Source organism: Pseudidiomarina tainanensis, from assembly GCF_900115255.1.
In the GTDB taxonomy this organism is placed as follows: domain Bacteria; phylum Pseudomonadota; class Gammaproteobacteria; order Enterobacterales; family Alteromonadaceae; genus Pseudidiomarina; species Pseudidiomarina tainanensis.
Genome location: NZ_FOYU01000001.1, coordinates 40335 through 63636, shown reverse-complemented (window position 1 = coordinate 63636; position 23302 = coordinate 40335). Strand labels below are relative to the sequence as shown.

The following is a 23302-nucleotide window of genomic DNA, read 5'->3' as shown; positions in this document are numbered from 1 at the left end:
GTGAAGGTTTCTATGGACAAAACGTATTCCCCGCAAGCCATTGAGCAAGAGCTCTATAAAAATTGGGAAAAGCAAGGTTACTTCAAACCATCGGGTCATGGCGATTCATATTGCATCATGATTCCGCCCCCCAATGTCACTGGTAGCTTGCATATGGGGCATGCGTTTCAGCACACCATTATGGACACGCTGACTCGATACAAACGTATGGATGGCTACAATACACTTTGGCAAGTGGGTAGTGACCATGCCGGTATCGCAACGCAGATGGTCGTGGAACGTCAACTAGCAGCGCAAGGGATTTCGCGTCAAGAGCTAGGTCGCGACGCCTTCATTGATAAAATTTGGGATTGGAAAGCGCAATCAGGTGGCACCATCACATCGCAAATGCGTCGCCTCGGTGATTCAGTCGATTGGGATCGTGAACGTTTCACCATGGATGACGGTTTATCGAATGCGGTGAAAGAAGTTTTTGTCCGCTTGCATGAAGAAAACCTAATTTATCGTGGTAAGCGCCTCGTTAATTGGGATCCGAAACTGCAAACTGCTATTTCTGATCTTGAAGTCGAAAACAAAGAGCAGCAGGGACACATTTGGCACCTGCGCTATCCGCTAGCTGATGGCGCAACGACCGCTGATGGCAAGAATTACCTAGTCGTCGCTACAACTCGCCCAGAAACCATGCTAGGCGATGTTTGTGTTGCCGTGCATCCCGACGACGAACGTTATCAAAGCCTGATTGGTAAGCATGTCGAATTACCAATTGTCGGCCGCAAAATTCCAATTATTGCCGATAGTTATGTCGACCAAGAATTCGGTACGGGTTGTGTAAAAATCACTCCGGCCCACGACTTTAATGACTATGAAATTGGCAAACGAAATAATCTGCCAATGATCGCCGTTCTAGATAATCACGCACACGTGCGCGAGATAGCCGGCTTATACACCCCGACCGGTGAAGAACTGCCAAGTATTGATGGTTTTGACGGAACCTTGCCTGCTGAATATCAAGGCTTAGAGCGCTTTGAAGCGCGTAAGAAAATTGTTGCTGACTTTGAATCGCAAGGTTTACTCGATAAAACTGAACAGCACACCAATAAAGTGCCTTATGGCGATCGCGGTGGTGTACCAATTGAACCGCATTTAACGGATCAATGGTACGTGCGTGTGGCACCGTTAGCTGAAGTTGCAACGAAAGCTGTTGAAGATGGCGACATCCAGTTTGTGCCAAAACAATACGAAAACATGTATTTCTCATGGATGCGTGATATTCAAGACTGGTGTATCTCGCGCCAACTCTGGTGGGGCCACCGCATTCCAGCTTGGTATGACGAACAAGGCAATGTCTATGTCGGTCGTGACGAATCGGAAGTTCGAGCGAAACATAACTTAGGTGATATTAAGCTCAGTCAAGATGACGATGTCTTAGATACCTGGTTTTCATCTGCCCTGTGGACATTCTCGACACTCGGTTGGCCAGAAAATACAGATGACCTGAAAACCTTCCATCCAACTGATGTGCTGGTAACGGGCTTCGATATTATCTTCTTTTGGGTGGCACGCATGATCATGATGACCATGCATTTCCTCAAAGACGAGAATGGGAAGCCGCAAGTACCATTTAAAACGGTTTACGTTACTGGCCTAATTCGCGACGAAGAAGGTCAAAAAATGTCGAAGTCAAAAGGCAATGTTCTTGACCCGCTCGACATGATTGATGGTATCGATTTGGAATCGCTCGTGCAAAAACGCACGGCGAACATGATGCAACCGCAGCTCGAAGCTAAAATTAAGAAGCGTACCGAAAAGCAATTCCCGGAAGGCATTTCTGCTCATGGTACTGATGCGTTACGTTTCACCCTGGCGGCATTAGCTTCGACGGGCCGCGATATTAACTGGGATATGAAACGTCTCGAAGGATATCGTAATTTCTGTAACAAGCTGTGGAATGCTAGCCGTTACGTGTTGATGAATACCGAAGAACAAGACTGCGGTGTAAATGGCGGTGAAATGACGCTATCGCTTGCTGATCAATGGATTATTGAACAGTTAAACGACACCGTGAAACAGTTCCGTAGCGCACTTGATAACTATCGCTTCGACCAAGCGGCAAGCATCGCGTATGAATTTACCTGGAATCAATTCTGCGATTGGTATTTAGAACTTACCAAGCCTGTTCTGTTTAATGGTACCGCCGAACAACTACGCGGCACTCGCCATACATTGGTTACAGTATTGGAACAGTTGTTACGATTATTACACCCGTTGCTACCATTTATTACCGAAGCTATTTGGCAGCGTGTAGCACCTCTGGCAGGGGTAAGCGGCGATACCATCATGATGCAGCCTTATCCGCAAGTGCAAGCACAGCAATTTGCTAGCGCGCGTGACGATATGGAATGGCTCAAGCAGGTCATCGTCGCGGTGCGTAACATTCGTGGTGAAATGAATCTATCCCCAAGCAAGCCACTACCGGTTTTATTTAAAAACGCCGATGACTTGGCTCATCAGCGCCTTGAGCAAAACGCAAACTTCTTAAGCGCGTTGGCAAAATTAGAATCAGTCACGTTCTTAGGGGCAAACGATGAGGCTCCAGCGAGTGCCACAGCGTTAGTTGGCCGTATGGAAATTCATATTCCAATGGCTGGCCTGATTGACACAGCAGCTGAACTTGCTCGACTCGATAAAGCAATCGAAAAAGCGCAAAAAGAATTTGATTTGTTTACGCGCAAGTTGAGCAACGAGAATTTTGTTAGCAAAGCGCCAGCGGAAGTCATTGAGAAAGAGCGCGCCAAACAAGCTGAAGCTGAAGAAACACTTCATCAGTTGCAGCAACAGCGCGCTAAGATAGCCGCACTATAATATCGATAGTGATTGCTAGTTGCCGTTCGTTACGCTGCACTCGTGTTCTAAACCAACACGAGTGCAGCGACTACGGCAATAAATGCCGCGAGCATTGGAATCGCCACCGTCACGACAAAAATATCTTTATAAGCCTCTTTATGGGTCAATCCCATCAGCGTGAGTAACGCAATCACTGCGCCAGAATGCGGCAGTGAATCGAGCCCACCAGCCGCCAAATTAGCAATACGGTGTAACAATTCCGGTGCAATTCCTGCCTCAAGGTAAGCTGGAGCCAAGCTCGACATAAAGATCTGTAACCCACCAGATGCAGAAGCCGTTACCCCGGAAATTAAGTTCGCAGAGACAAATACGGATACCAAGGCTGGAATATCTAATGCCAGCAACCACTGTGCAAAGGCATGAAAACCGGTGGTTTGAATGACCACACCACCAAAGCCAATCACTGCAGCTGTGTTGATGAGCGGTAATAGAGCGTCGTCAACGCCCTGACCTGCAGCTTGCACGAACTGCTTGCGAACCGGCGGGAAAAGAACAAAGCACAGCGCACTCCCCACCAATAAGGCAAAACTTGCCCATAACACTGGCTGAGTCGACGCAAACTGCTGCCAGGTACTATCAAAACCGATGCTTTGTAGAATCCTTGGCAAAATAATCGTGGCGAGCACCAGAATAATAGGCGCTAACGAAAGCCCTAGGCCTGGCAGCGGTTCGCCTTCTTTGGGCGCCAACGCTGCCATATGTTGATCTTTATCGTTCGCGATATAGTCCTCGCCCTGCCGCTGAGCTGCATGCCACTGTCGTTGCAGATACCACATGCCGAGACCAGCCATAATCACAGCAGCTAATACACCATACCAACCGCCGGCAAATAAATCGGTAGAAAGGCTTCGTGCAGCAATAACATTATGAATAGATGGCGTACCAGGGAGCGCTGTCATGGTAAACGTACCCGCACCAAGCGCTATCGCTGCCGCATATAAACGGCGTGGAATATTCGCGGTGCGCATTAACGTGACGCCAATCGGGTACATGGTAAACATCACCACAAATACGACCACGCCGCCGTAAGTTAACACCGCGCAGACGAGCATAGCGATGAGCAACGCACGCTTTTGTCCTAACCAACTCATAATTCCAACAGCAACGCCCTGCGCCGCATGACTAGCCGCCATAACGCGACCGAACAGGCCGCCGCACAGAAAGAGCAGGAGAAAATTACCAGCAAAGCTGAATGCCCCAGAAGGGCCGAAAGGAAAATGCTTGAGGAATATATCTTCAATGGGGAGGTTATTAGTTACGCCAATAACCAACACTGAAATCAGTACAGCCAATAAAATGTTGACGCCACGCAGCGCCAATAAAATCAGTAATGCTAATCCAGCAACCAGCCCCAAATCACCTAACATTATGTATTGCCCTTTTATTATTGTTCTTAAAGGGCGCGGTGATTAGCGAATCAGTTTACTCTTCTTCGTCGTCTTCACCGAAAAACGTGCCCCAGCCATCGTAATCGACACCTGCGATATCCGCTATCTTGGTCACTTCCTTGGTCTGTGCTTGTAAAACTTGTTTCTCAAGTTTTACCTCACTAACAGCTACAAATGCAAATAAACGTGAGCCATCATCCAGATCGAACTCATCTGCGTCATCAACATGATAACCAACTTTAACTAACTCAACAGCGGCTTTCTCAAGCTTGGTAAAATCTGCACTCACTAAATGGTGTTCAATCTGAAATTTTTCTTGGGTATCAGCACCATCAGCTAGCAGTGCATCAACAGTTTCGTCACTTTGCTTCAATAATTCAGAAAGATCATTAGCCATGTGTCGTTTGTCCTTGCGCCAGTTCGTGATCAAGTTCGCTAATTTTCGACTGCATCAGCTCATGACAATGAGCAGCTAAAGCTCGAATAGAATCAGCGCTGTAATTTGCAATTTTAACGGGCTTTAACATCTCCACAATAACGGTGCCGTTATTCCATCGATTCAGTTTAATCCGTCCATGCAAATTTGACACGCAAATTGGAACGATATCGACATTGGCTTGCATTGCAGTACGAAACGCGCCGGTTTTGAATGGGAGTAACCCGCGGCCATAGCTACGTGTGCCCTCCGGAAACAATAGAATAGAAAGTTTACGTTCACGAATCGCTTCGGCGGCTTGTTCTATGGTGCCGTGAGCACGACCTTTATTTTTGCGATCGATGAGAATATTTCCGGCCAGCCAATATAACTGCCCAAAGAATGGAATCCATTTCAGACTCTTCTTGCCGATACTAACGGTGTTTAGTGGCATCGCTCTGGCAAGTGTGAAAATATCATAACTGTTTTGATGATTTGCAATATAGACGTGCGGGCCGCTTTCTTTGACTTCGTCAGGAATACGAATATCGAGTTTGACGCCTAATAACCGATGCATACGCCCATACCAATGAGCAGCGACCGCGGTGTTGTTGCGATGGAATGGACGAAAAATACAAATTAACAATAACAATGTACTGCCAACAACGATAAAAACACCTAACAGTACGATACGTAAAACAGCGAGCATGTAGTCTCCTTAATAACTAATGCCCGCTAGTATAACCTGTTAGGCGCCGAAAAACGTCCGATCAGTCTTGATTTTCAACAGTAATTGCATCAACTCGCTGTAATCCACGTGGTAATTTATTTCCACGACGACCACGTTCACCGCGATAATGCTCAAGATCTGAAGGCTTTAACGTCAGCTTGCGCTTGCCAGCGAGTAAGGTAATCGGGCTGTCTGCTGGGACGACAGCAGCCGCAACCACGTATTCTTCTCGTGATTGTGCTCGCAACGTCGGAATACTGAGCATTTTATTCCCCTTACCTTTTGCTAGCTCAGGTAAATCACGAACTGGGAACAACAACATACGACCTTCATTTGATACCACAGCTAACAGGTCATTTTCGAGATCACCGACGGTACTTGGGGGTAATATCTTGGCACCAGTTGGGAGGTTCAAAATAGCCTTGCCGTTCTTATTACGGCTTACCAAATCTCCAAACTTACAAATAAAACCATAACCTGCATCTGAAGCTAATAGATAACGCTGGTCATCTTTCGCCATAAGCACCTGATCGACCGTTTCACCTGCAACCATACTAAAGCGGCCAGTTAATGGCTCACCTTGAGTTCTTGCGGACGGTAATCCGTGCGCTTCACAAGAATAACTGCGGCCGGAGCTATCAAGAAATACCACTTGCTGATTGCTTTTGCCTTCGGCCTGAGCCAAATAACTGTCGCCCGATTTATACGCTAAGCTAGCGCCATCAATATCATGACCTTTGGCAGCACGCACCCAACCTTTTTTCGAGAGCACCACAGTCACAGCTTCAGCTGGCGTTAAATCGCGCTCGCTCAGAGCTTTCGCCTCTTGGCGTTCGATAAGTGGCGAACGGCGGTCATCACCATATTTTTCAGCATCCGCAAGAATCTCTTTGCGAATAAGTGTCTTCATACGACGATCTGAGCTTAGCAACAATTCAAGTTGCTGACGTTCTTGCTCGAGCTCGTCTTGCTCACCTTTTAGCTTAAACTCTTCAAGTTTTGCTAAATGCCGCAATTTCAATTCAAGAATTGCTTCAGCCTGCGTGTCCGTGAGTCCAAAACGCTCCATAAGAACAGCTTTAGGCTCATCTTCATGACGAATGATAGCAATCACTTCATCGATATTCAGATAAGCAATTAATAAGCCTTCTAAGATGTGTAAGCGCGCTAAGATTTTGTCTAGACGATACTGCAGACGACGGGTGACGGTATCTTGGCGGAATACCAACCATTCTTTTAGAACACTTAGAATTGATTTTACTTGCGGTCGACCATCGAGTCCTAACATGTTCAAATTGACACGATAGTTTTTCTCAAGGTCAGTTGTCGCAAACAAATGTTGCATCATTTGCTCGACATCGATGCGATTCGAGCGCGGCACAATGACTAAGCGAGTCGGGTTTTCGTGGTCTGACTCATCACGTAAATCAGTCACCATTGGTAACTTCTTCGCTTGCATTTGGGCGGCAATTTGTTCGAGTACTTTGGCACCGGAGGCTTGGTGTGGCAACGCCGTGATAACCACCTCACCGTCTTCCATGTGATACTTCGCGCGCATGCGAATCGTGCCACGCCCAGATTCATAAATCTTCACGATTTCTTGATGAGGCGTGATAACTTCCGCATCCGTTGGATAGTCCGGACCACGCAAGTGCTCCATTACTTCAGCTAAATCAGCGCTCGGTTTTTCCAGTAGCAATGCGCAAGCCTGCGCTACTTCACGTACGTTGTGAGGCGGAATATCAGTGGCCATCCCAACCGCGATACCGGTAACACCATTTAGCAAAATATGCGGTAAACGAGCCGGTAGCATGCGCGGCTCTTTCATGGTGCCATCAAAGTTTGGCGCCCAATCTACAGTACCTTGGCCAAGTTCGCTGAGCAAAACCTCACTAAATCGTGATAGGCGTGCTTCGGTATAACGCATCGCTGCAAACGATTTCGGGTCATCTGGCGAACCCCAGTTTCCCTGCCCATCAACTAATGGATAGCGATACGAAAATGGTTGCGCCATCAAGACCATGGCTTCATAACATGCAATATCACCGTGTGGGTGAAACTTACCTAGAACATCACCGACAGTACGCGCTGATTTCTTATATTTCGCTAGTGCCGATAAACCAAGTTCAGACATCGCATAAATGATGCGGCGCTGAACTGGTTTTAAACCATCGCCAATGTGCGGCAGAGCACGATCCATGATCACATACATGGAGTAATTCAGGTACGCATCTTCAGTAAATTTGCGTAATGGGAGTTGCTCTAAAGCGTCCATAGACATGTGAATAATTCTCCTTAAAGCTCGGCCAAGTCGACTAAGTTACCTTTACTTTCCAGCCAATCGCGACGATCTCCCGAGCGTTTTTTGGCAAGCAGCATATCCATTAACTCTTCTGTTGCTTCTGGCTCATCAACAGTCAGTTGCACCAAGCGTCGTGTATTCGGATCCATGGTCGTTTCGCGTAATTGTAAAGGGTTCATCTCACCCAAGCCTTTGAAGCGTTGTACGTTCACTTTGCCTTTTTTCTTCTCTGCTTCAATACGATCTAAAATGCCCTGCTTTTCCGCTTCATCCAGCGCGTAGTAAACTTCTTTACCAACGTCAACGCGATACAATGGCGGCATCGCAACGTATACATGGCCATGATCAACCAGCGCTCGGAAGTGTTTGACAAACAATGCGCAAAGCAAAGTTGCAATGTGTAATCCATCGGAATCCGCATCGGCAAGAATGCATATTTTGCCGTAACGTAATTGTTCTAAATCGTCAGAGTTTGGGTCCACACCCAGCGCTACTGAAATATCGTGAATTTCTTGCGAACCTAAGATTTGATCAGACTCGACTTCCCAAGTGTTTAGGATTTTTCCGCGCAATGGCATTACCGCCTGAAAGTCACGGTCGCGCGCCTGCTTGGCCGAACCACCAGCTGAGTCACCCTCAACGAGAAACAATTCACCACGGGAAGGGTCTTGTGTTGCGCAGTCGGTCAGTTTCCCCGGTAATGCAGGACCTTGAGTGACCTTTTTACGAACAACCTTTTTACTCGCCCGCATCCGTCGCTGGGCATTGTTGATACATAGTTCCGCTAATTGCTCTGCCTGTTCAGTGTGTTCATTCAACCACAAGCTGAAAGAGTCTTTCACAACGCCTGAAACAAATGCCGCACATTGACGTGAAGACAAACGCTCTTTCGTTTGACCTGCGAATTGCGGATCTTGCATTTTTACCGACAAGATATATGCGCAGCGATCCCAAATATCTTCAGGTGTTAAACGCACACCACGCGGTAACAAATTACGGAATTCACAAAACTCGCGCATGGCGTCGAGCAATCCCTGGCGTAAACCATTGGCATGCGTACCGCCTTGTGGTGTTGGGATCAGGTTGACATAACTTTCAGTGACTCCCTCACCGCCTTCAGGTAACCATGTCACAGCCCAATCAACCGCTTCTTCGTTGCCGGAGAATGCACCAATAAATGGTTCTTCAGGAAGTGTCGGTAACTCTCGGACCGCTTCAACTAGGTAGTCACGTAAACCATCTTCGTAAAACCATGTTTGCTCTTCATTATCGACAAGATTACGAAACGTAATTTTTAAACCCGGACATAGAACTGCTTTAGCGCGCAATAAATGCGTCAGTTTCAATATTGAGAATTTCGGCGAGTCAAAATATTTTGGGTCTGGCCAAAAGCGCAGATTAGTTCCCGTATTACGCTTACCAACTGTACCGGTTACTTCAAGTTCGGCAACTTTATCACCGTTCTCAAATGCCATTTGGTAGACTTGGCCGTCGCGTTTAACCGTTACGTCAACTCGTGTTGATAATGCGTTCACAACCGAGATACCGACCCCGTGCAAGCCACCGGAGAACTTATAATTCTTATTCGAGAACTTGCCCCCAGCATGGAGCTTGGTCATGATTAATTCGACCCCAGGCACGCCTTCTTCAGGGTGAATATCAACAGGCATACCACGACCATCATCTTGTACTTCAAGTGATTGATCAGGGTGTAATGTCACCACCAGTTCGCGTGCATGGCCAGCTAGGGCTTCATCAACACTGTTGTCGATGACTTCTTGACCTAAGTGATTGGGGCGCGTGGTATCGGTGTACATTCCCGGTCTGCGACGGACCGGTTCGAGGCCATTGAGGACCTCTATCGCATCGGCTTTGTAATCTGACATGCGCTTCTTTATCTCGTGTTGCACGGAATCGTTGTTATAGGAATGCCCATATACTGTTACAGGACGTCGAGAAACTCAAGCACAGCTGGCAAGTAGCGTGGAAAATCAACAAAACTATGATCGCCGCCCTGCTCAACAAGCATTCGTTGAGTTCGGTAATAATCTCGAGCGAGCTGATAATCCAGACGCTCATCGCCAGCCTGTAATAGCACCATTAAGTCGACATCTTGCGAGAACTGTTCTTCTGCTGCAATTAAAACTTCACGGTCGTTAATGTCGAGTTGATAATGTTCTTGCGTGTATGGATGAACCCGCTCAACCATTTCTTCTGGCATCCAACTGTAAGGGTGCACCGCTGGATTAATCAAAACGCCACGAACCTGGCGTTGACGGCGGTGCAGTTGACTCACCACATAGTGGGTCCAGAAACCGCCCAACGAGCTGCCCATCACTGCACTGATTGGCTGCTTCTCAATCAGCTCATCCAGCATGGCTCGAATCGCTCTCATACGCGGCGGTTGTTGCGGTGCAAAGAGTAAGTTCGCGTCGACACCTTGGGCCTGCAAATAATCTTGGGTTTGGATGATTTTCAAACTGGCTGGCGAGCTTTCAAATCCATGTAAATATAACAACAAGGCTTAAACCTCCTGGAAATAGCCATTCGCTCGAATAAGTTGCAACCACTCTTGTAAAAAATGGTTGACCTGATGCTTTTCATCGGCATGGTGCATATCGGGGTTCGGTATCTCATAGCTTGCTTGCAATCGACCGACACCTTGGCTTCTAACCACTTCGGCTAACTGCGCATCGTGATAGAGACGCACATCAATTTGCGTTTCTCGCAATCCCGGTAACTGCGTCATCAACGCCTGTTGTTCAATTCTAACTTCAGTAGTGTAAGGCGCGGTTTCTAACACCGTCACCGCAAACCGTAATTGTTGCCCTACCTTAATGATTTTTGAGCCCGACTGTTTGACCCCAGCAATGATTGGTCGCAGCGCGGCATAGTTTATCGCCGCAAGTCTTTGCAGAGCTGCGAGGTCAAACTTGTAACGCTTTCGAATCACATCAGTTGTCATAAATCCTCAAATTGGCGTTTGTGCAATTGCAACCATTGTAGCCCAATCACACTTGCAGCATTGTTAATTTTTCCTGCTTCGAGCAATTGCACCACGTCACCGAACGGCAATACATGCACACGGATATCCTCATTTTCTGTGGCTAATCCGGCATGACGCGCAGCTTTACTACTGTCAACCAGTGCAATAAAAATAGATATTTTTTCGGTACAGCCACCGGGGGTTGATAAATACGTGAGCGCATAATGTAAGCTATCAGTGGTTAACCCAGCTTCCTCTTCGAGTTCGCGGTGGGCCACCTGCTCTGCCGTTTCATCGTGGCTATCGTACATGCCAGCAACAAACTCGAGCAACCACGGTGACGCGCCAGTATCTAAGGCACCCACTCGAAATTGTTCGAGCACCACCAACGCATCATTGCTCGGATCATATGGCAGCACCACCACTGCATGGCCTCGGTCCATAACTTCGCGTTCAAATACAGGTGACCATTCACCCGCAAATAAACGGTGCTGTAACTGTAATTTGTAAATACTAAGAAAACCCTCTCTAATCGGTGTTTTCTCGATAATTTTTACGTCGTTTTGATGATATTTTTGCACAAGCAACCTTTTCTCGTTATTTAACGTCTTATGTACTCGATTGAACGCGAAATTGATTCATAACAATTGTAAAAAAAGCCATCTTTGGCACATAATTAGTTACACTTGAACCCATTCTGTTGCAACTGGCGCCATGCATTTAAATTCGTTTAACGGTAAACTAGTAAACATTCACGAGTGTATGTAAAATAGCAGCCAGTTTTTTGGCAAGATGATGCTTTCAAATAATTAGGACACCCTATCCATGAAAAAGCACGTATTATCAGTTTTAGTCGGCTTAACGCTCAGCGCAACAACCAGTGTTGCCTATGCCGACGACCTTGCACAAGTATTCCAACTTGCATTGCAAAACGATCCTACACTACAACAAGTTGATGCTCAGCGCCGCGCCGCACAAAAAGGTATCGATATCACCAAATCAGCTTTTTGGCCGCAAGTGAGCCTCTCTGCTGGATACTCTCGCAATGAATCCGAGAGCGCGACTTACGATTCCGTGGCCCAAAGCTTTATCGTCATTGATAGTGAAAACCGTGGCTGGAATGCGGGTGTAAACCTGAGTCAAACAGTATTCGATATGAACGTTTGGGATCGCGCAGAATTAAGTGAGAAGCAAGCTTATCAAGCTGAAGTGAATTATTTAAGTGTACGTCAGCAACTCATGATTCGCGTCGTTAATGCCTACTTCACCGTACTTGAACGTCAAGATGATTTGGAATTTGCAACCGCCGAAAAGAAAGCTATCGAGCGTCAACTTGAGCAAACCAAACAACGTTTCTCTGTTGGTTTAACGGCAATTACCGATGTGCACGAAGCGCAAGCACAATATGACACCTCGGTGGCAGCGGAAATCCAAGCTAAAAATGCGGTAGAAATTGCGCAAGAATCATTGCGTGAAATCACTGGTCGTTATCATGAAGACCTCGCGCAATTAAATACTGAAACTTTTGCTCCTGAGAGCCCAGCGCCAGCAGATGCCATGCAGTGGGTAAAAATTGCAGAAGACAAAAACTTACAGTTACTCGTTCAGCGCGTATCTGTTGAAATTGCTGAGCAACAAATCGATTTAGCGCGTAATGGCCACTTACCAACAGTTTCATTGAACGGTTCATACTCAACTCGCGATACCACAACAACAGCCCGTGGTAACGAGATTGATATGCCGCGTATGGATTCAAACTCAATTGGTTTGTCCTTAAACGTACCAATTTTTACCGGCTTTAGAACGTCTTCAGAAGTTGATCAAGCACGTGAAAATTATGTCGCCTCAAGCCAAGAGCTTGAAGGTGTTCGTCGCGGCGTTGAACGCCAAGTACGTAACGCCTATTACGATGTAGTGGCTTCACAAGCGACGATTCGTGCATTCGAGCAGGCCGTTGTATCAGCGCAAAGCGCATTGAAAGCGACACAAACTGGTTTTGAAGTCGGCACACGTACCATTGTTGACGTACTCAATAGCACACGTAATTTGTACAATGCTCGCCGTAATTTATCGAGCGCTCGTTATGGATACATTCGTCAGTATTTGACCTTGAAGCAAGCTTCAGGCCTAATTAGTGAACAAGATTTAGTAGCCATTAACGCAAGCTTGATTAATGAAAATAATTGAAAAACCGCACTTTGAGGCACGTTTTCTATTACCAAAATATTGGTTAACGTGGCTCAGCGTCGGCATTCTCTATACCATTTCTTGGCTGCCGTATCGTTGGCAGCTAGGAATGGGTAGAGGTTTAGGTCGACTCTTCTACCGCTTTGTTCCCCGCCGTGCCGCTATCGCCAGACGTAATCTCGAACTCTGTTTTCCAGATATGTCTTCAAGCGACATCGAATCTCTCGTCAGAAAAAATATGCAAAATACCGGTATCGCTTTTTTCGAAACCGGCATGGCATGGTGGTGGCCCGATTGGCGTATTCGTCGTAAGTTGCATGTGCATGGCGAGGAACATCTGCACGCTGCACAGAAGGATGGTAAAGGTGTATTACTTTTATTGTTTCACTTTTTGAGCCTTGAAGTTCATGCTCGCTTACATGGCTTTGTGAAACCTGCGGTTGGCCTTTATCGACCACACAATAATGCAGTCATGGAATATCTTCAGACCTTGGGGCGCGGACGCTCAAACAAGTACATGATTCCGCGCACCGACGTACGAAGTATGTTACAAGCGCTCGACCAAGGCGAAATTGCAGGTTATTTGCCAGATCAAGATTACGGCCGAAAGCGGACTGTTTTCGCCCCACTATTCGCGGTTGAAAAAGCCAGTACAACAACAGGTACCCTGCTGTTTGCCGGTAATGCTAATTGTGCTGTGTTACCGGTTACCTGCTTTCGACGGGATGATGGTAGCGGCTATGACATGACGTTTTATCCGGAATTTGAAAACTTCCCAACCGGCAATGATGTCGACGACGTCACCCGTGTCAATCATATGATTGAGTTCGCTATTCAGCAGCAACCTGAACAATATATGTGGATTCATCGCCGCTTCAAAACGCGTCCTAATGAAGATGATCCCGACCTTTATCAACGTTAACTAGTAACGTTAGTCAGTCAGCCAATATCGCCACGCATCAATCACCGTGTGGCGATATTCCTCTAAATTTCTTCGCGTTACGTTACCACGATCATCAAGAGCTAATTGGTGCGCAACTTCGCGCTCACCAATATACGCATTAATAAGATTCTGCGCTTGTTCAGACTGCATCAAGCCAACCTGTGCCGCTTGTTCTAATATACGAATATTATCCGTAAATTCTGTCAGTTCACTGTGTTCATGGGCATAACACAATACGAGAAACTGCACGAGAAACTCCAAATCAGTGATACCACCTGCGCCTTGCTTAACGTCAAACTCAAAGCCTTCCACTTTTGCTTGCAGATGCTCGCGCATTTTTTCACGCATACTGAGCACTTGCTCTCGCAGACTTGTCCTGTCTCGCTTTAGCGACAATTGTTGTTGTCGAATATCGATTAACCGTTGGCATAACTCCGGACTACCGAATACTGGACGCGCACGCACTAAAGCCTGTAATTCCCATGTCCAAGCATCTTCGCGCAAGTAGCCAGCAAAGGTATCAACCCTCGATACCAACAACCCAGCCTTACCTGATGGCCGCAAACGCATATCGACTTCATAAAGCGTACCGACCAAGGTTCGCGTGGTGAATAAATGTAAAATTCGTTGTGCTAACCGCAAATAGAACTGCTGAACTTCGATTGCTTTCGGTCCGTTAGTCTCACCGGAATAATCTGAGTCGGTGATAAATACTAAATCTAAATCAGAACCATAACCAAGTTCCAGCCCGCCAAGCTTACCGTAGGCCAATACCGCAAAACCCATGTTGTCGATATCCCGACCCGGCGGGTTTCCGTGCTTTTCAGTTAACTGGAACCACGCGAGTCGTACCACCTTTGCAATAATTGCTTCAGCTAGGTAACTCAAATGGTCACTCACTTTCATGAGCGGCAGTGCACCACTGATATCTGCAGCCGCCACTTTTAATTGCAGCACTTGTCGCGCTTGGCGCAGCGCATCCATCTGCGCTTCTAAGTCTTGTTCTTGTTCCGGAAGGCGTAATAGAAACTCATCTAGAAGCGCTGGATATTCCTCTAACTGAGGTAGTTGATAGAGATGTTGGGGATCAATTAACTCATCCAGTAACAGTGGATAGGTCGCTAATTGCTGTGTTAACCATGAGCTGGCTCGACATAACTTAATCAATTGTTCACGTGCGCCACTGTTCTCTACAAGTAATTCGACATAGGCGGTACGCGTCATGATTTTTCGGAGCACTTGGAACACCCGCTCCAGTACCGAATCAGAATCAGCAAATTGGACAATTCGCTCGAGCAATAGTGGGACCAAACGTGCCATCGCTTTGCGCCCACGAGGGCCTGAACCACGTTTGCGCACATCCATGCGTAACTGATTCACTTGTTGCCATATCAATTGTGCCGTGGCTTTTGCTAAACCTAAATCGATCAATACATCTACCGCAGTGTCATCTTCGATCATATCTTGCCACAGCAGCTGTAACTCACCGGCCTCTTCATCTTCAGCGTCAGGGTCACCGATCACTTGACGAAAATGCTGATGAACACGGGTCATCGTTATTTTGATTAATTCGTCAATTTCTCGCCAAGGTTTTTGATAGGCTAAACTGATACGTTGCTGTGCAGCATCATCGTCCGGTAATGTTTGTGTCTGCTCATCATTGAGCTGTTGCAATACGTGTTCCATTTTTCTTAAAACCGTATAACAATCTAGAAGTTCATCTACCGTTTCTGGCGTCAGTAATCCGAGTTCGGCGATAGCACGATAAGCTTGATAAATTGATTGCGTTTGCAACTGACGTTGCTGTCCACCGCGAATTAACTGAAATGCCTGAGCGATAAATTCAATTTCACGAATCCCACCGGGCCCCAGCTTAATATTTCGTTCAAGCCCTCTTCTTCGAGTTTCTTGCGTAATTAAACTTTTCATTTTGCGTAATGCATCAATCGCAGAAAAGTCGATATAGCGGCGATAGACAAAGGGACGTAACAATGCCGATAGCTGGTGTTGATAATTGGGTTCAGCGCCAATGATACGCGCTTTCACCATCGCATAGCGTTCCCAGTCACGCCCTTGCTCCTGATAGTAATACTCAAGTGCAGATAAGCTTGCGACCACCGGCCCAGACTGACCGAAAGGCCGCAGACGTAAATCAACACGAAACACGCGTCCATCGGCGGTAATTTGATCGAGCATATTCACTAACGCTTGAGCTAACCGAGTAAAGAACACACTATTTTCGATAGGTTTACGAGGATGGTCGGTTTCGCCCTGCTGCGGATAGCAAAAAATCAGATCGATATCCGAGGAGAAATTGAGTTCGCCACCACCAAGTTTGCCCATACCGATAACTAGCAATGGTAGTGTTGTGCCGTCTTCATCGCGCGGGGTACCAAAGCGCTCACAAAAGCGCGGATATAGCCATGCCAATGAAGCACTGATAAATGCATCAGCTGTGGCGGTAATATGCGCTAGAACTTGCTCTAAGGACATTTGTTGCAATAAATCAGCCGCTGCAATGGTTGCATACCAACGCTGCCGCAACTGCCGCACCAAACGGTTCGCCTCAGTTTCATTTGTGCATTGCCCAAGATGCTCGTCTAACAGACGTTGATAATCAGTGACCGAAGGCAATACAACTTGTTCGCCTTGCCAGACAATTGCATCCGGCTGTTGCTCCAGTACACGAGCAACGAACTCGCTAATTGATTTTACCCGCGTTAGCATTTCCACCGTTACAGAATCCAATAGGGCTCTTGTTTGAGAGCTGCTCGCCGTGAACGTTCTAGGGCGTATAGCAGTGATTCCAGTTGCACCTCTTGCCAACTTAATAGCTTGTCGGTGTTTATGTCATCGGTATCTTTTATCGCTTCTCGCAATAGTTTGAGAGCCATAATCTCTCGAATACCGCGGAGCATATCCTGCCATGGAGCACGGAAGCTTTCACGGTCATCAGCGTCAAATAAATAGCCGACGCAATATCCCAATTGCAAGGAGCTTTGTAACTGCGGTAAGAGTTTTAAATACTGGTCCGCGCGAAGTTCCTCATGGCGAGTAAATGCCTCTAACACTTGTTGCCAATCTTCGCGCAAACGTTGTGCTGCCCATTGCTTCAGTGGGAGCTGAGTGAGTTGTTCATGTCGTGGTTGTTGAGCACATAACTCGCCCAATTCAAACAATGTCAGTTGATAGTCATCTCGTTTACTCAAGTTAATCACAAGCTCGAGCTGAACCGCATGTTCTTGCTGTTCAAGAATTTCATCATAAAGCTTCTGATTTTGTTCTAGCGCGCGATGATAGGCGCCATCTTCAGCGGTCAGCTCGTTAAGCCCATCATATCGACTCAACCAACCGAGATGCCCCAACACTTGCTCTAAGCGTACAATATGGTCACTGACATCAATTTCAAATAACGCCAGCTGCTGTAACACCACTTTTGATAAGCGAATACCATCGGTAATTCCAGCAACTGCGCGCACGCTGGGCTGCTCATTCAAGCAAGCATCGTTGTGCTGCCAATACTGTAGTGCGTATGCTAGCGCACGGTACAAGCCGCTACCAGCGTCATCATTCGGTTGTTGTCGAACAAAATGCGCATGCGTAAATGGCTCTAGAACTGATTTCTCGGCCAATAAATAGCCGCGCGCCGCTTTGCTTAAACTTCCTACGCGCGCATTAACGCGGGTAATAAACCGTCGAGCCAGTTTGTATGCTTGTGCAACGTCACCACCTTGAACCTCTAGCTCTATTTCACAAATTGAACGACGCTTATCGTTGGCAATAATACTACCTTCATCGAATACTAATTCGATAACGCCATCACCACTGGCAATGTGCCAACGATGCCGTGTGAAATCGGTGCGAAATATTTCTGTCAGCTCACGTTGTACATCAAATACTGGAAATTCGTCCGGCCAAATGTCTTCCTCAAACAGCGTTAAGTCAGGTTGGTCTTGAGTAACCACAACATTGTACTCGGGACGGCTATGCATACCGCCCAATACCTCGCCAGCCAATTTAACAGTTTGTTCGCGTTGATCATCGCGGCGCCGAATACGTAATCCGATATCGTGCTGACGCAATTGCAGGTCTGGCGTATCGAAATATGCATTGCTCAATTCAAGTTGGCTTGGTTGCGCTTCTTTTGCCAGTTGCTGACACAACGCCAAAACGGCCTCGCGCTTGGCTGGTTCTACCAGTAACTTAAGTTCTATTTCTTGACTCACAAGTGGTCTCTTACACGTTGATTTTGCTTGCTTCATACGTTACTCGTACTCATTGTGCGGGTCAACTTAATTGGGCTTGACAGCGGTGTTTAAAAAATGCACCGTGGGCGCGTTTTACAGATTAAAAAAAATCTGTTCAGACTAGGCTTTACGCGCGCCAAAAAAGTCATATACTGGCGCCCGAAATATGTCACCGCCAGCCTTGGGCTGAGTCCAACAGGAGATGCTATGTTCAAAGCGAGTGAAGTACTTGCGGCTCAGTATACCGGCGCCGACCTTGGTCGACTCCAAAAAGCGATAACTGCCAACTACTTGGTAGATGAAGATGCTTATTTGCGTGAGCTATTGCCTTTAGTCCCTCAAGAAGAATCAACTCTTGATACGGTAACTCAGGCAGCAACCGATTTAGTGAATAAAGTTCGCGACCGTGCTGATGGCGGTGGCGTCGACGCTTTCTTGCAAGAGTACAGTCTTGATACCAAAGAAGGCATCATTTTGATGTGTCTTGCGGAAGCTCTACTGCGTATTCCCGACGCGACGACAGCAGATGCTCTTATCCAAGATCGCTTGTCCGGCGGTGATTGGCAACGTCATATGGGACAGAGCGCTTCGTGGCTAGTTAATAGCGGAACGTGGGGTCTTGCTTTAACTAACAGCATGATTAACCCGACGGGGCAACCGATGGAAACGCCACGCGGTGTGTTCCGTCGCATGGTACGTCGCCTGAGTTCGCCGGTGGTGCGCAAGGCAACCTATGCTGCCATGCGAATTATGGGGACCCAGTTTGTTCTTGGTCGCACAATTCAAGAAGCCTTAAAAAATAGCCGAAATAACCGCGATAAAGGTTATACCCACTCATACGATATGTTGGGTGAAGCAGCATTGACGATGGCTGATGCACGTCGCTATCACGCTGATTATGTCAACTCGATTAAAGTTGTTGGCAAAGAAAACTTCAACAACCCAAATGCGCCGCGACCGACAATTTCGATCAAGTTATCGGCTTTGCATCCGCGCTATGAAGTCGCGAATCATGAACGTGTTCTTACTGAACTCGCAGCAAGCCTCACCGAACTGGTAAAACTAGCGAAAGAAGCTGACGTTGGTGTGAGCATTGATGCTGAAGAGATGGACCGTCTTGAACTCTCACTCGAGCTTTTCGAGAAGGTGTACCGCAGTGGCGTATGCAAAGGCTGGCCGCGCTTTGGCCTGGTTGTGCAAGCCTATTCGAAGCGAGCATTACCGGTACTTTGTTGGGTGACTGCGTTAGCGCGTGAGTGCGGCGATGAAATTCCTGTGCGCTTGGTAAAAGGTGCGTACTGGGATACCGAAATCAAACTATGCCAAGTAAACGGTTTACAAGGCTACCCAGTGTATACGCGCAAAGCCAACACTGACGTATCTTATCTCGCCTGTGCTCACTATCTAATGAGTCCGGCTACCGATGGCGCCATTTATCCGCAGTTTGCAACGCATAATGCACAAACGGTTGTCGCGATTCGTGAACTCAATAAGAAATACGAACGTCGTATTGAGTTTCAACGTTTGCATGGCATGGGTGATGACCTTTATGACACTTTGCTTGAGCAAGACCCGAAGGTAACCGTGCGTATTTATGCACCAGTGGGGGCTCACAAAGACTTATTGCCGTATTTAGTGCGTCGATTACTTGAGAATGGTGCGAACACCTCGTTTGTACACAAACTAGTGGACCCAGAAACGCCTGTTGCAGAGCTCACCGAGCATCCACTGCGTACCATGCTGAAGCATGAGCACTTCGCAAACCATAAGATTCCATTACCGACGCAGATTTTCAGCGATCGGAAAAACTCGTTAGGATTGAATATGAACATTCACTCGCAAGCTGATGATTTTATCAACGCCGTTCATCAATATCGTGATAAGCAATGGCAAGGTGGTCCGATTGTAAATGGTGATGTGGTTGATGCACACCATCGCGTCGCTATTCATAGCCCACAGAATACTAGTCAACAGATTGGAACAATTTGTTGGGGTGACAAAGCGCTCGCTGAGCAAGCATTACAAAGCGCAAACGCGGCTTATCGTCGCTGGCGTGATACTGATGTTAACGTTCGCGCCTCTGCGCTAGAGAAGCTAGCTGACTTAATGGAAGCAAACCGCAATGAACTTATTGCGCTGTGTACCATGGAAGCTGGTAAGAGCTTACAAGACGGTATTGATGAAGTTCGGGAAGCCGTTGACTTCTGTCGCTATTATGCGCAGCAAGCACGTGAATTGATGGGCGATGGTACGACATTGCCAGGACCGACTGGCGAAACGAACGAATTGTTCCTACAAGGTCGCGGTACATTTATCTGCATCAGCCCGTGGAACTTCCCATTAGCTATCTTTATGGGCCAAATCGCTGCTGCTCTAGTAACTGGAAACTGTGTCATTGCGAAACCTGCTGAACAAACCGGTTTAATCGCCTTCCGTGCAATTCAATTGGCATTAGAGGCTGGCATTCCTGGTGACGTACTGCATTATATGCCAGGCAGTGGTGCTGAAGTAGGTAGCTTCTTGGTTTCGCAAGAAGATATCGGCGGCGTGTGCTTTACTGGTTCAACCTACACTGCGCAGTCAATTAACCGTGCTTTGGCAGCCCGTACCGGCGCAATCGTACCATTAGTTGCTGAAACTGGTGGTCAGAACGCCATGCTCATCGACTCAACCGCCTTACCAGAGCAAGCGGTTACCGACATTGTTGCTAGCGCCTTCAAGAGTGCAGGCCAACGTTGTTCAGCATTACGCGTATTGTTTGTACAAGACGATATTGCGGATCGCGTGATTGATTTGCTCAAAGGTGCGATGGCAGAGTTAAAAGTTGGTGACCCGATGTTGCATGAAACCGATGTTGGCCCAGTGATCGATGGCGTTGCGAAAAGCAACCTTGAGCAACATATTAATGATATATCACAAGCTGGTCGCTTGATTGCTCGAGCGCCAATGCCTGAATACACCAATGGCGGCACTTTCGTTGCTCCAACTGCGATTGAGATTGATAGCATTAACCAGTTAGTCAAAGAAAACTTCGGCCCAATCTTGCACGTTATTCGTTATAAAACCAGCGAGCTTGACCAAGTGATCGAAAGTATTAACGGTACCGGTTTCGGTTTAACCTTCGGCATTCATAGCCGTAACGAAACCTTTGCTGCTGATATCGCTCGTCGTATCGATGTGGGTAACGTATACATCAACCGTAACCAGATTGGTGCGGTGGTTGGCGTGCAACCGTTTGGTGGTCGCGGAATGTCAGGCACTGGTCCGAAAGCTGGTGGCCCGCACTACCTCACCCGTTTTGTGACGGAAAAAACTCGCACCAACAACATTACTGCGGTTGGTGGTAATGCAACCTTGTTGTCACTAGGTGACTAGCGACAACAAGTTATTACGTTGAAATTCAAATAAGGTGGGCGACTAAAACTCGCCCACTTCGTGTTTATAAAGGCTCTCACTGCCGTCCTCAATCGCTCCAACCAAACCGTGGATACGCGGTAAAATACGAGCCATATAGAACTTCGCAGTTTTCACTTTGCTTGCCAGATACGGGCGCTCGTCAACTAACGGTTGAGCAACTTTTGCCATGCGCAACCACATATATGCAAATGCGACATAACCGACCAAGTTCAGATACTCGACAGCAACACTGTTGATGATATTTTCATCCTGTGTAACACGCTCAAGTACATGTTTCGTGACCTTGCCAACTAACTGAGTTGCCTCCGCCAATTGCTGATATTCTTTTTCTAAACCAGCTTGTGGTTCTGCCAAAAGAGCCTGAATATCTTCCAATAAAGGCTTAAGTAGTTCGCCTCGTGAACCAGCGACTTTCCGCCCCAATAAATCAAGTGCTTGAATACCATTGGTGCCTTCATAAATCTGAGCAATACGGGCATCGCGAACTAGTTGCTCTTGACCCCACTCACGAATAAACCCGTGTCCGCCAAATACTTGCTGACCAATCACAGTAGTTTCAAATCCGGTGTCAGTTAAAAAGGCTTTTGCCACCGGCGTGAGTAATTGAACTAACGCTTCGGCACGAGCTTTTTGCTGTGGATCTTGTGCATATTTTGCAATGTCTAACTGCTGGCCAACGTAAGTTGAAAAGGCACGACCACCTTCAACGAACGCCTTCATCGTCAATAACATACGACGCACGTCGCCATGCACAATTAACGGGTCAGCTTCTTTATCCAGTTCACGCGTTGCTTTTGCGCCGCGACCCTGAATACGATCTTGCGCGTATTCCAAAGCATTTTGATAAGAGCGCGCGGCTGCGCCTAACCCTTGAATACCCACCCCAAGACGTTCGTAGTTCATCATGGTAAACATGGCTGGTAATCCTTGATGTGGCTGACCGACTAACCACCCTTTCGCCCCATCAAAGTTCAGCACGCATGTTGCTGAGGCATGAATCCCCATCTTGTGCTCAATAGAGCCGCAGTGAACGCCATTACGCTCGCCAATATCACCATCAACATTAACCAGAAACTTTGGTACCAAGAAAAGGCTGATACCTTTGCTGCCGGCTGGTGCGTCAGGTAACTTGGCCAGCACTAAATGAATGATATTGTCAGCAAGATCATGTTCACCACCAGTGATAAAAATCTTAGTCCCTGAAATGGAGAAACTACCATCGTCATTAGGTACCGCTTTTGAACGGATGATACCTAAGTCAGTGCCCGCATGCGGTTCAGTGAGGCACATGGATCCGGTCCATTGCCCTGTGATCATTTTCTCGAGATAGGTCGCTTTTAGACTTTCATCAGCGTGCTGATCGATCGTCATAATCGCGCCAGCAGTTAAGCCAGGATAAAGTGAGAACGAGATATCAGCTGCGCATAGCATTTCTTCGTACTGGGCGGATACACTTTTCGGCAATCCCATGCCACCGAACTCAGGGTTAGCGGTAACACCAACCCAACCGCCTTCGGCTAGTTGTTTAAAGTTTTCTTTGTAGCCTTTTGGCGTAGTCACAACGCCATTGTCAAAAGACACGCCTTCTTCATCTGCGGCGCGAGCATTTGGAGCAATGAGCGTTTCTGCTAACTTAGCGCCTTCATCGATAATCGCTACAGCGGTATCAATATCCAATTCAGCAAGCTCGCCGAACTGCGCCCAATCTTTATCAACTTGGAAAACGTCCTGCAGCACAAACTGCATATCTTCACGTGGAACACGATAATCCGCCATAACAACA

General features: G+C 47.2%; 15 protein-coding genes. 4 read left to right on the top strand and 11 right to left on the bottom strand.

Annotated elements, in window-relative coordinates; translation table 11 throughout:
- Positions 1-12 precede the first annotated feature (12 nt).
- Positions 13-2862 carry a valine--tRNA ligase gene (locus tag BM292_RS00265; protein ID WP_092854161.1) on the top strand — a complete coding sequence of 950 codons (2850 nt, stop codon included), beginning with the start codon at positions 13-15 and terminating at the stop codon, positions 2860-2862.
- A 47-nt stretch (positions 2863-2909) separates the two neighbouring features.
- Here BM292_RS00265 and BM292_RS00260 read toward each other — a convergent pair whose 3' ends face one another.
- The 8 genes from BM292_RS00260 to BM292_RS00225 all read right to left on the bottom strand — a co-directional run bounded on the left by BM292_RS00260 (position 2910) and on the right by BM292_RS00225 (position 11306).
- The gene (locus BM292_RS00260) at positions 2910-4271 is read right to left on the bottom strand and encodes a GntP family permease (RefSeq protein WP_092854159.1); all 1362 of its coding nucleotides are present in this window, start codon (positions 4269-4271) and stop codon (positions 2910-2912) included.
- 55 nt (positions 4272-4326) lie between these two features.
- The gene (rraB, locus tag BM292_RS00255) at positions 4327-4689 is read right to left on the bottom strand and encodes a ribonuclease E inhibitor RraB (RefSeq protein ID WP_092854157.1); all 363 of its coding nucleotides are present in this window, start codon (positions 4687-4689) and stop codon (positions 4327-4329) included.
- The gene (locus tag BM292_RS00250; RefSeq protein ID WP_092854155.1) at positions 4682-5416 is read right to left on the bottom strand and encodes a 1-acylglycerol-3-phosphate O-acyltransferase; all 735 of its coding nucleotides are present in this window, start codon (positions 5414-5416) and stop codon (positions 4682-4684) included. Before BM292_RS00250 ends, rraB begins: the two co-directional genes overlap by 8 nt.
- Positions 5417-5477: 61 nt before the next feature.
- A complete protein-coding gene (gene parC, locus BM292_RS00245) occupies positions 5478-7718 on the bottom strand; it encodes a DNA topoisomerase IV subunit A (RefSeq protein ID WP_092854153.1) in 2241 nt (746 codons plus the stop codon).
- A 14-nt stretch (positions 7719-7732) separates the two neighbouring features.
- The gene (parE, locus tag BM292_RS00240) at positions 7733-9625 is read right to left on the bottom strand and encodes a DNA topoisomerase IV subunit B (RefSeq protein WP_092854151.1); all 1893 of its coding nucleotides are present in this window, start codon (positions 9623-9625) and stop codon (positions 7733-7735) included.
- A 56-nt stretch (positions 9626-9681) separates the two neighbouring features.
- Complete coding sequence (locus BM292_RS00235) at positions 9682-10260, bottom strand: YqiA/YcfP family alpha/beta fold hydrolase (RefSeq protein WP_092854149.1); 579 nt, start codon at positions 10258-10260, stop codon at positions 9682-9684.
- A gap of 3 nt (positions 10261-10263) precedes the next feature.
- Positions 10264-10704 carry a DUF1249 domain-containing protein gene (locus BM292_RS00230; RefSeq protein WP_092854147.1) on the bottom strand — a complete coding sequence of 147 codons (441 nt, stop codon included), beginning with the start codon at positions 10702-10704 and terminating at the stop codon, positions 10264-10266.
- On the bottom strand, positions 10701-11306 hold the full coding sequence (locus BM292_RS00225) for an NUDIX domain-containing protein (protein ID WP_092856785.1): 606 nt from the start codon (positions 11304-11306) through the stop codon (positions 10701-10703). The genes BM292_RS00230 and BM292_RS00225 overlap by 4 nt, the downstream gene beginning before the upstream one ends.
- A gap of 244 nt (positions 11307-11550) precedes the next feature.
- Between BM292_RS00225 and tolC the strand changes: the two genes are divergently transcribed.
- Both tolC and lpxL read left to right on the top strand, forming a co-directional pair.
- The gene (tolC, locus tag BM292_RS00220; protein WP_092854145.1) at positions 11551-12912 is read left to right on the top strand and encodes an outer membrane channel protein TolC; all 1362 of its coding nucleotides are present in this window, start codon (positions 11551-11553) and stop codon (positions 12910-12912) included.
- Positions 12905-13834 carry an LpxL/LpxP family Kdo(2)-lipid IV(A) lauroyl/palmitoleoyl acyltransferase gene (gene lpxL, locus BM292_RS00215; protein ID WP_092856782.1) on the top strand — a complete coding sequence of 310 codons (930 nt, stop codon included), beginning with the start codon at positions 12905-12907 and terminating at the stop codon, positions 13832-13834. The genes tolC and lpxL overlap by 8 nt, the downstream gene beginning before the upstream one ends.
- A gap of 9 nt (positions 13835-13843) precedes the next feature.
- On the opposite strand, the gene glnE is transcribed toward lpxL, so the two are convergent.
- Both glnE and BM292_RS00205 read right to left on the bottom strand, forming a co-directional pair.
- Positions 13844-16582 (bottom strand): bifunctional [glutamate--ammonia ligase]-adenylyl-L-tyrosine phosphorylase/[glutamate--ammonia-ligase] adenylyltransferase, encoded by a 2739-nt coding sequence (gene glnE, locus BM292_RS00210; protein ID WP_092856776.1) that lies wholly within the window; start codon positions 16580-16582, stop codon positions 13844-13846.
- An 8-nt stretch (positions 16583-16590) separates the two neighbouring features.
- The gene (locus BM292_RS00205; protein WP_092856779.1) at positions 16591-18081 is read right to left on the bottom strand and encodes a CYTH domain-containing protein; all 1491 of its coding nucleotides are present in this window, start codon (positions 18079-18081) and stop codon (positions 16591-16593) included.
- Positions 18082-18309: 228 nt separating this feature from the next.
- Here BM292_RS00205 and putA point away from each other — a divergent pair, with 228 nt between their 5' ends.
- A complete protein-coding gene (gene putA, locus BM292_RS00200) occupies positions 18310-21477 on the top strand; it encodes a bifunctional proline dehydrogenase/L-glutamate gamma-semialdehyde dehydrogenase PutA (protein ID WP_092854143.1) in 3168 nt (1055 codons plus the stop codon).
- A 42-nt stretch (positions 21478-21519) separates the two neighbouring features.
- On the opposite strand, the gene BM292_RS00195 is transcribed toward putA, so the two are convergent.
- Positions 21520-23295, bottom strand: coding sequence for an acyl-CoA dehydrogenase C-terminal domain-containing protein (locus BM292_RS00195; RefSeq protein ID WP_092854141.1), 1776 nt, complete (start codon positions 23293-23295; stop codon positions 21520-21522).
- Positions 23296-23302: the final 7 nt, after the last annotated feature.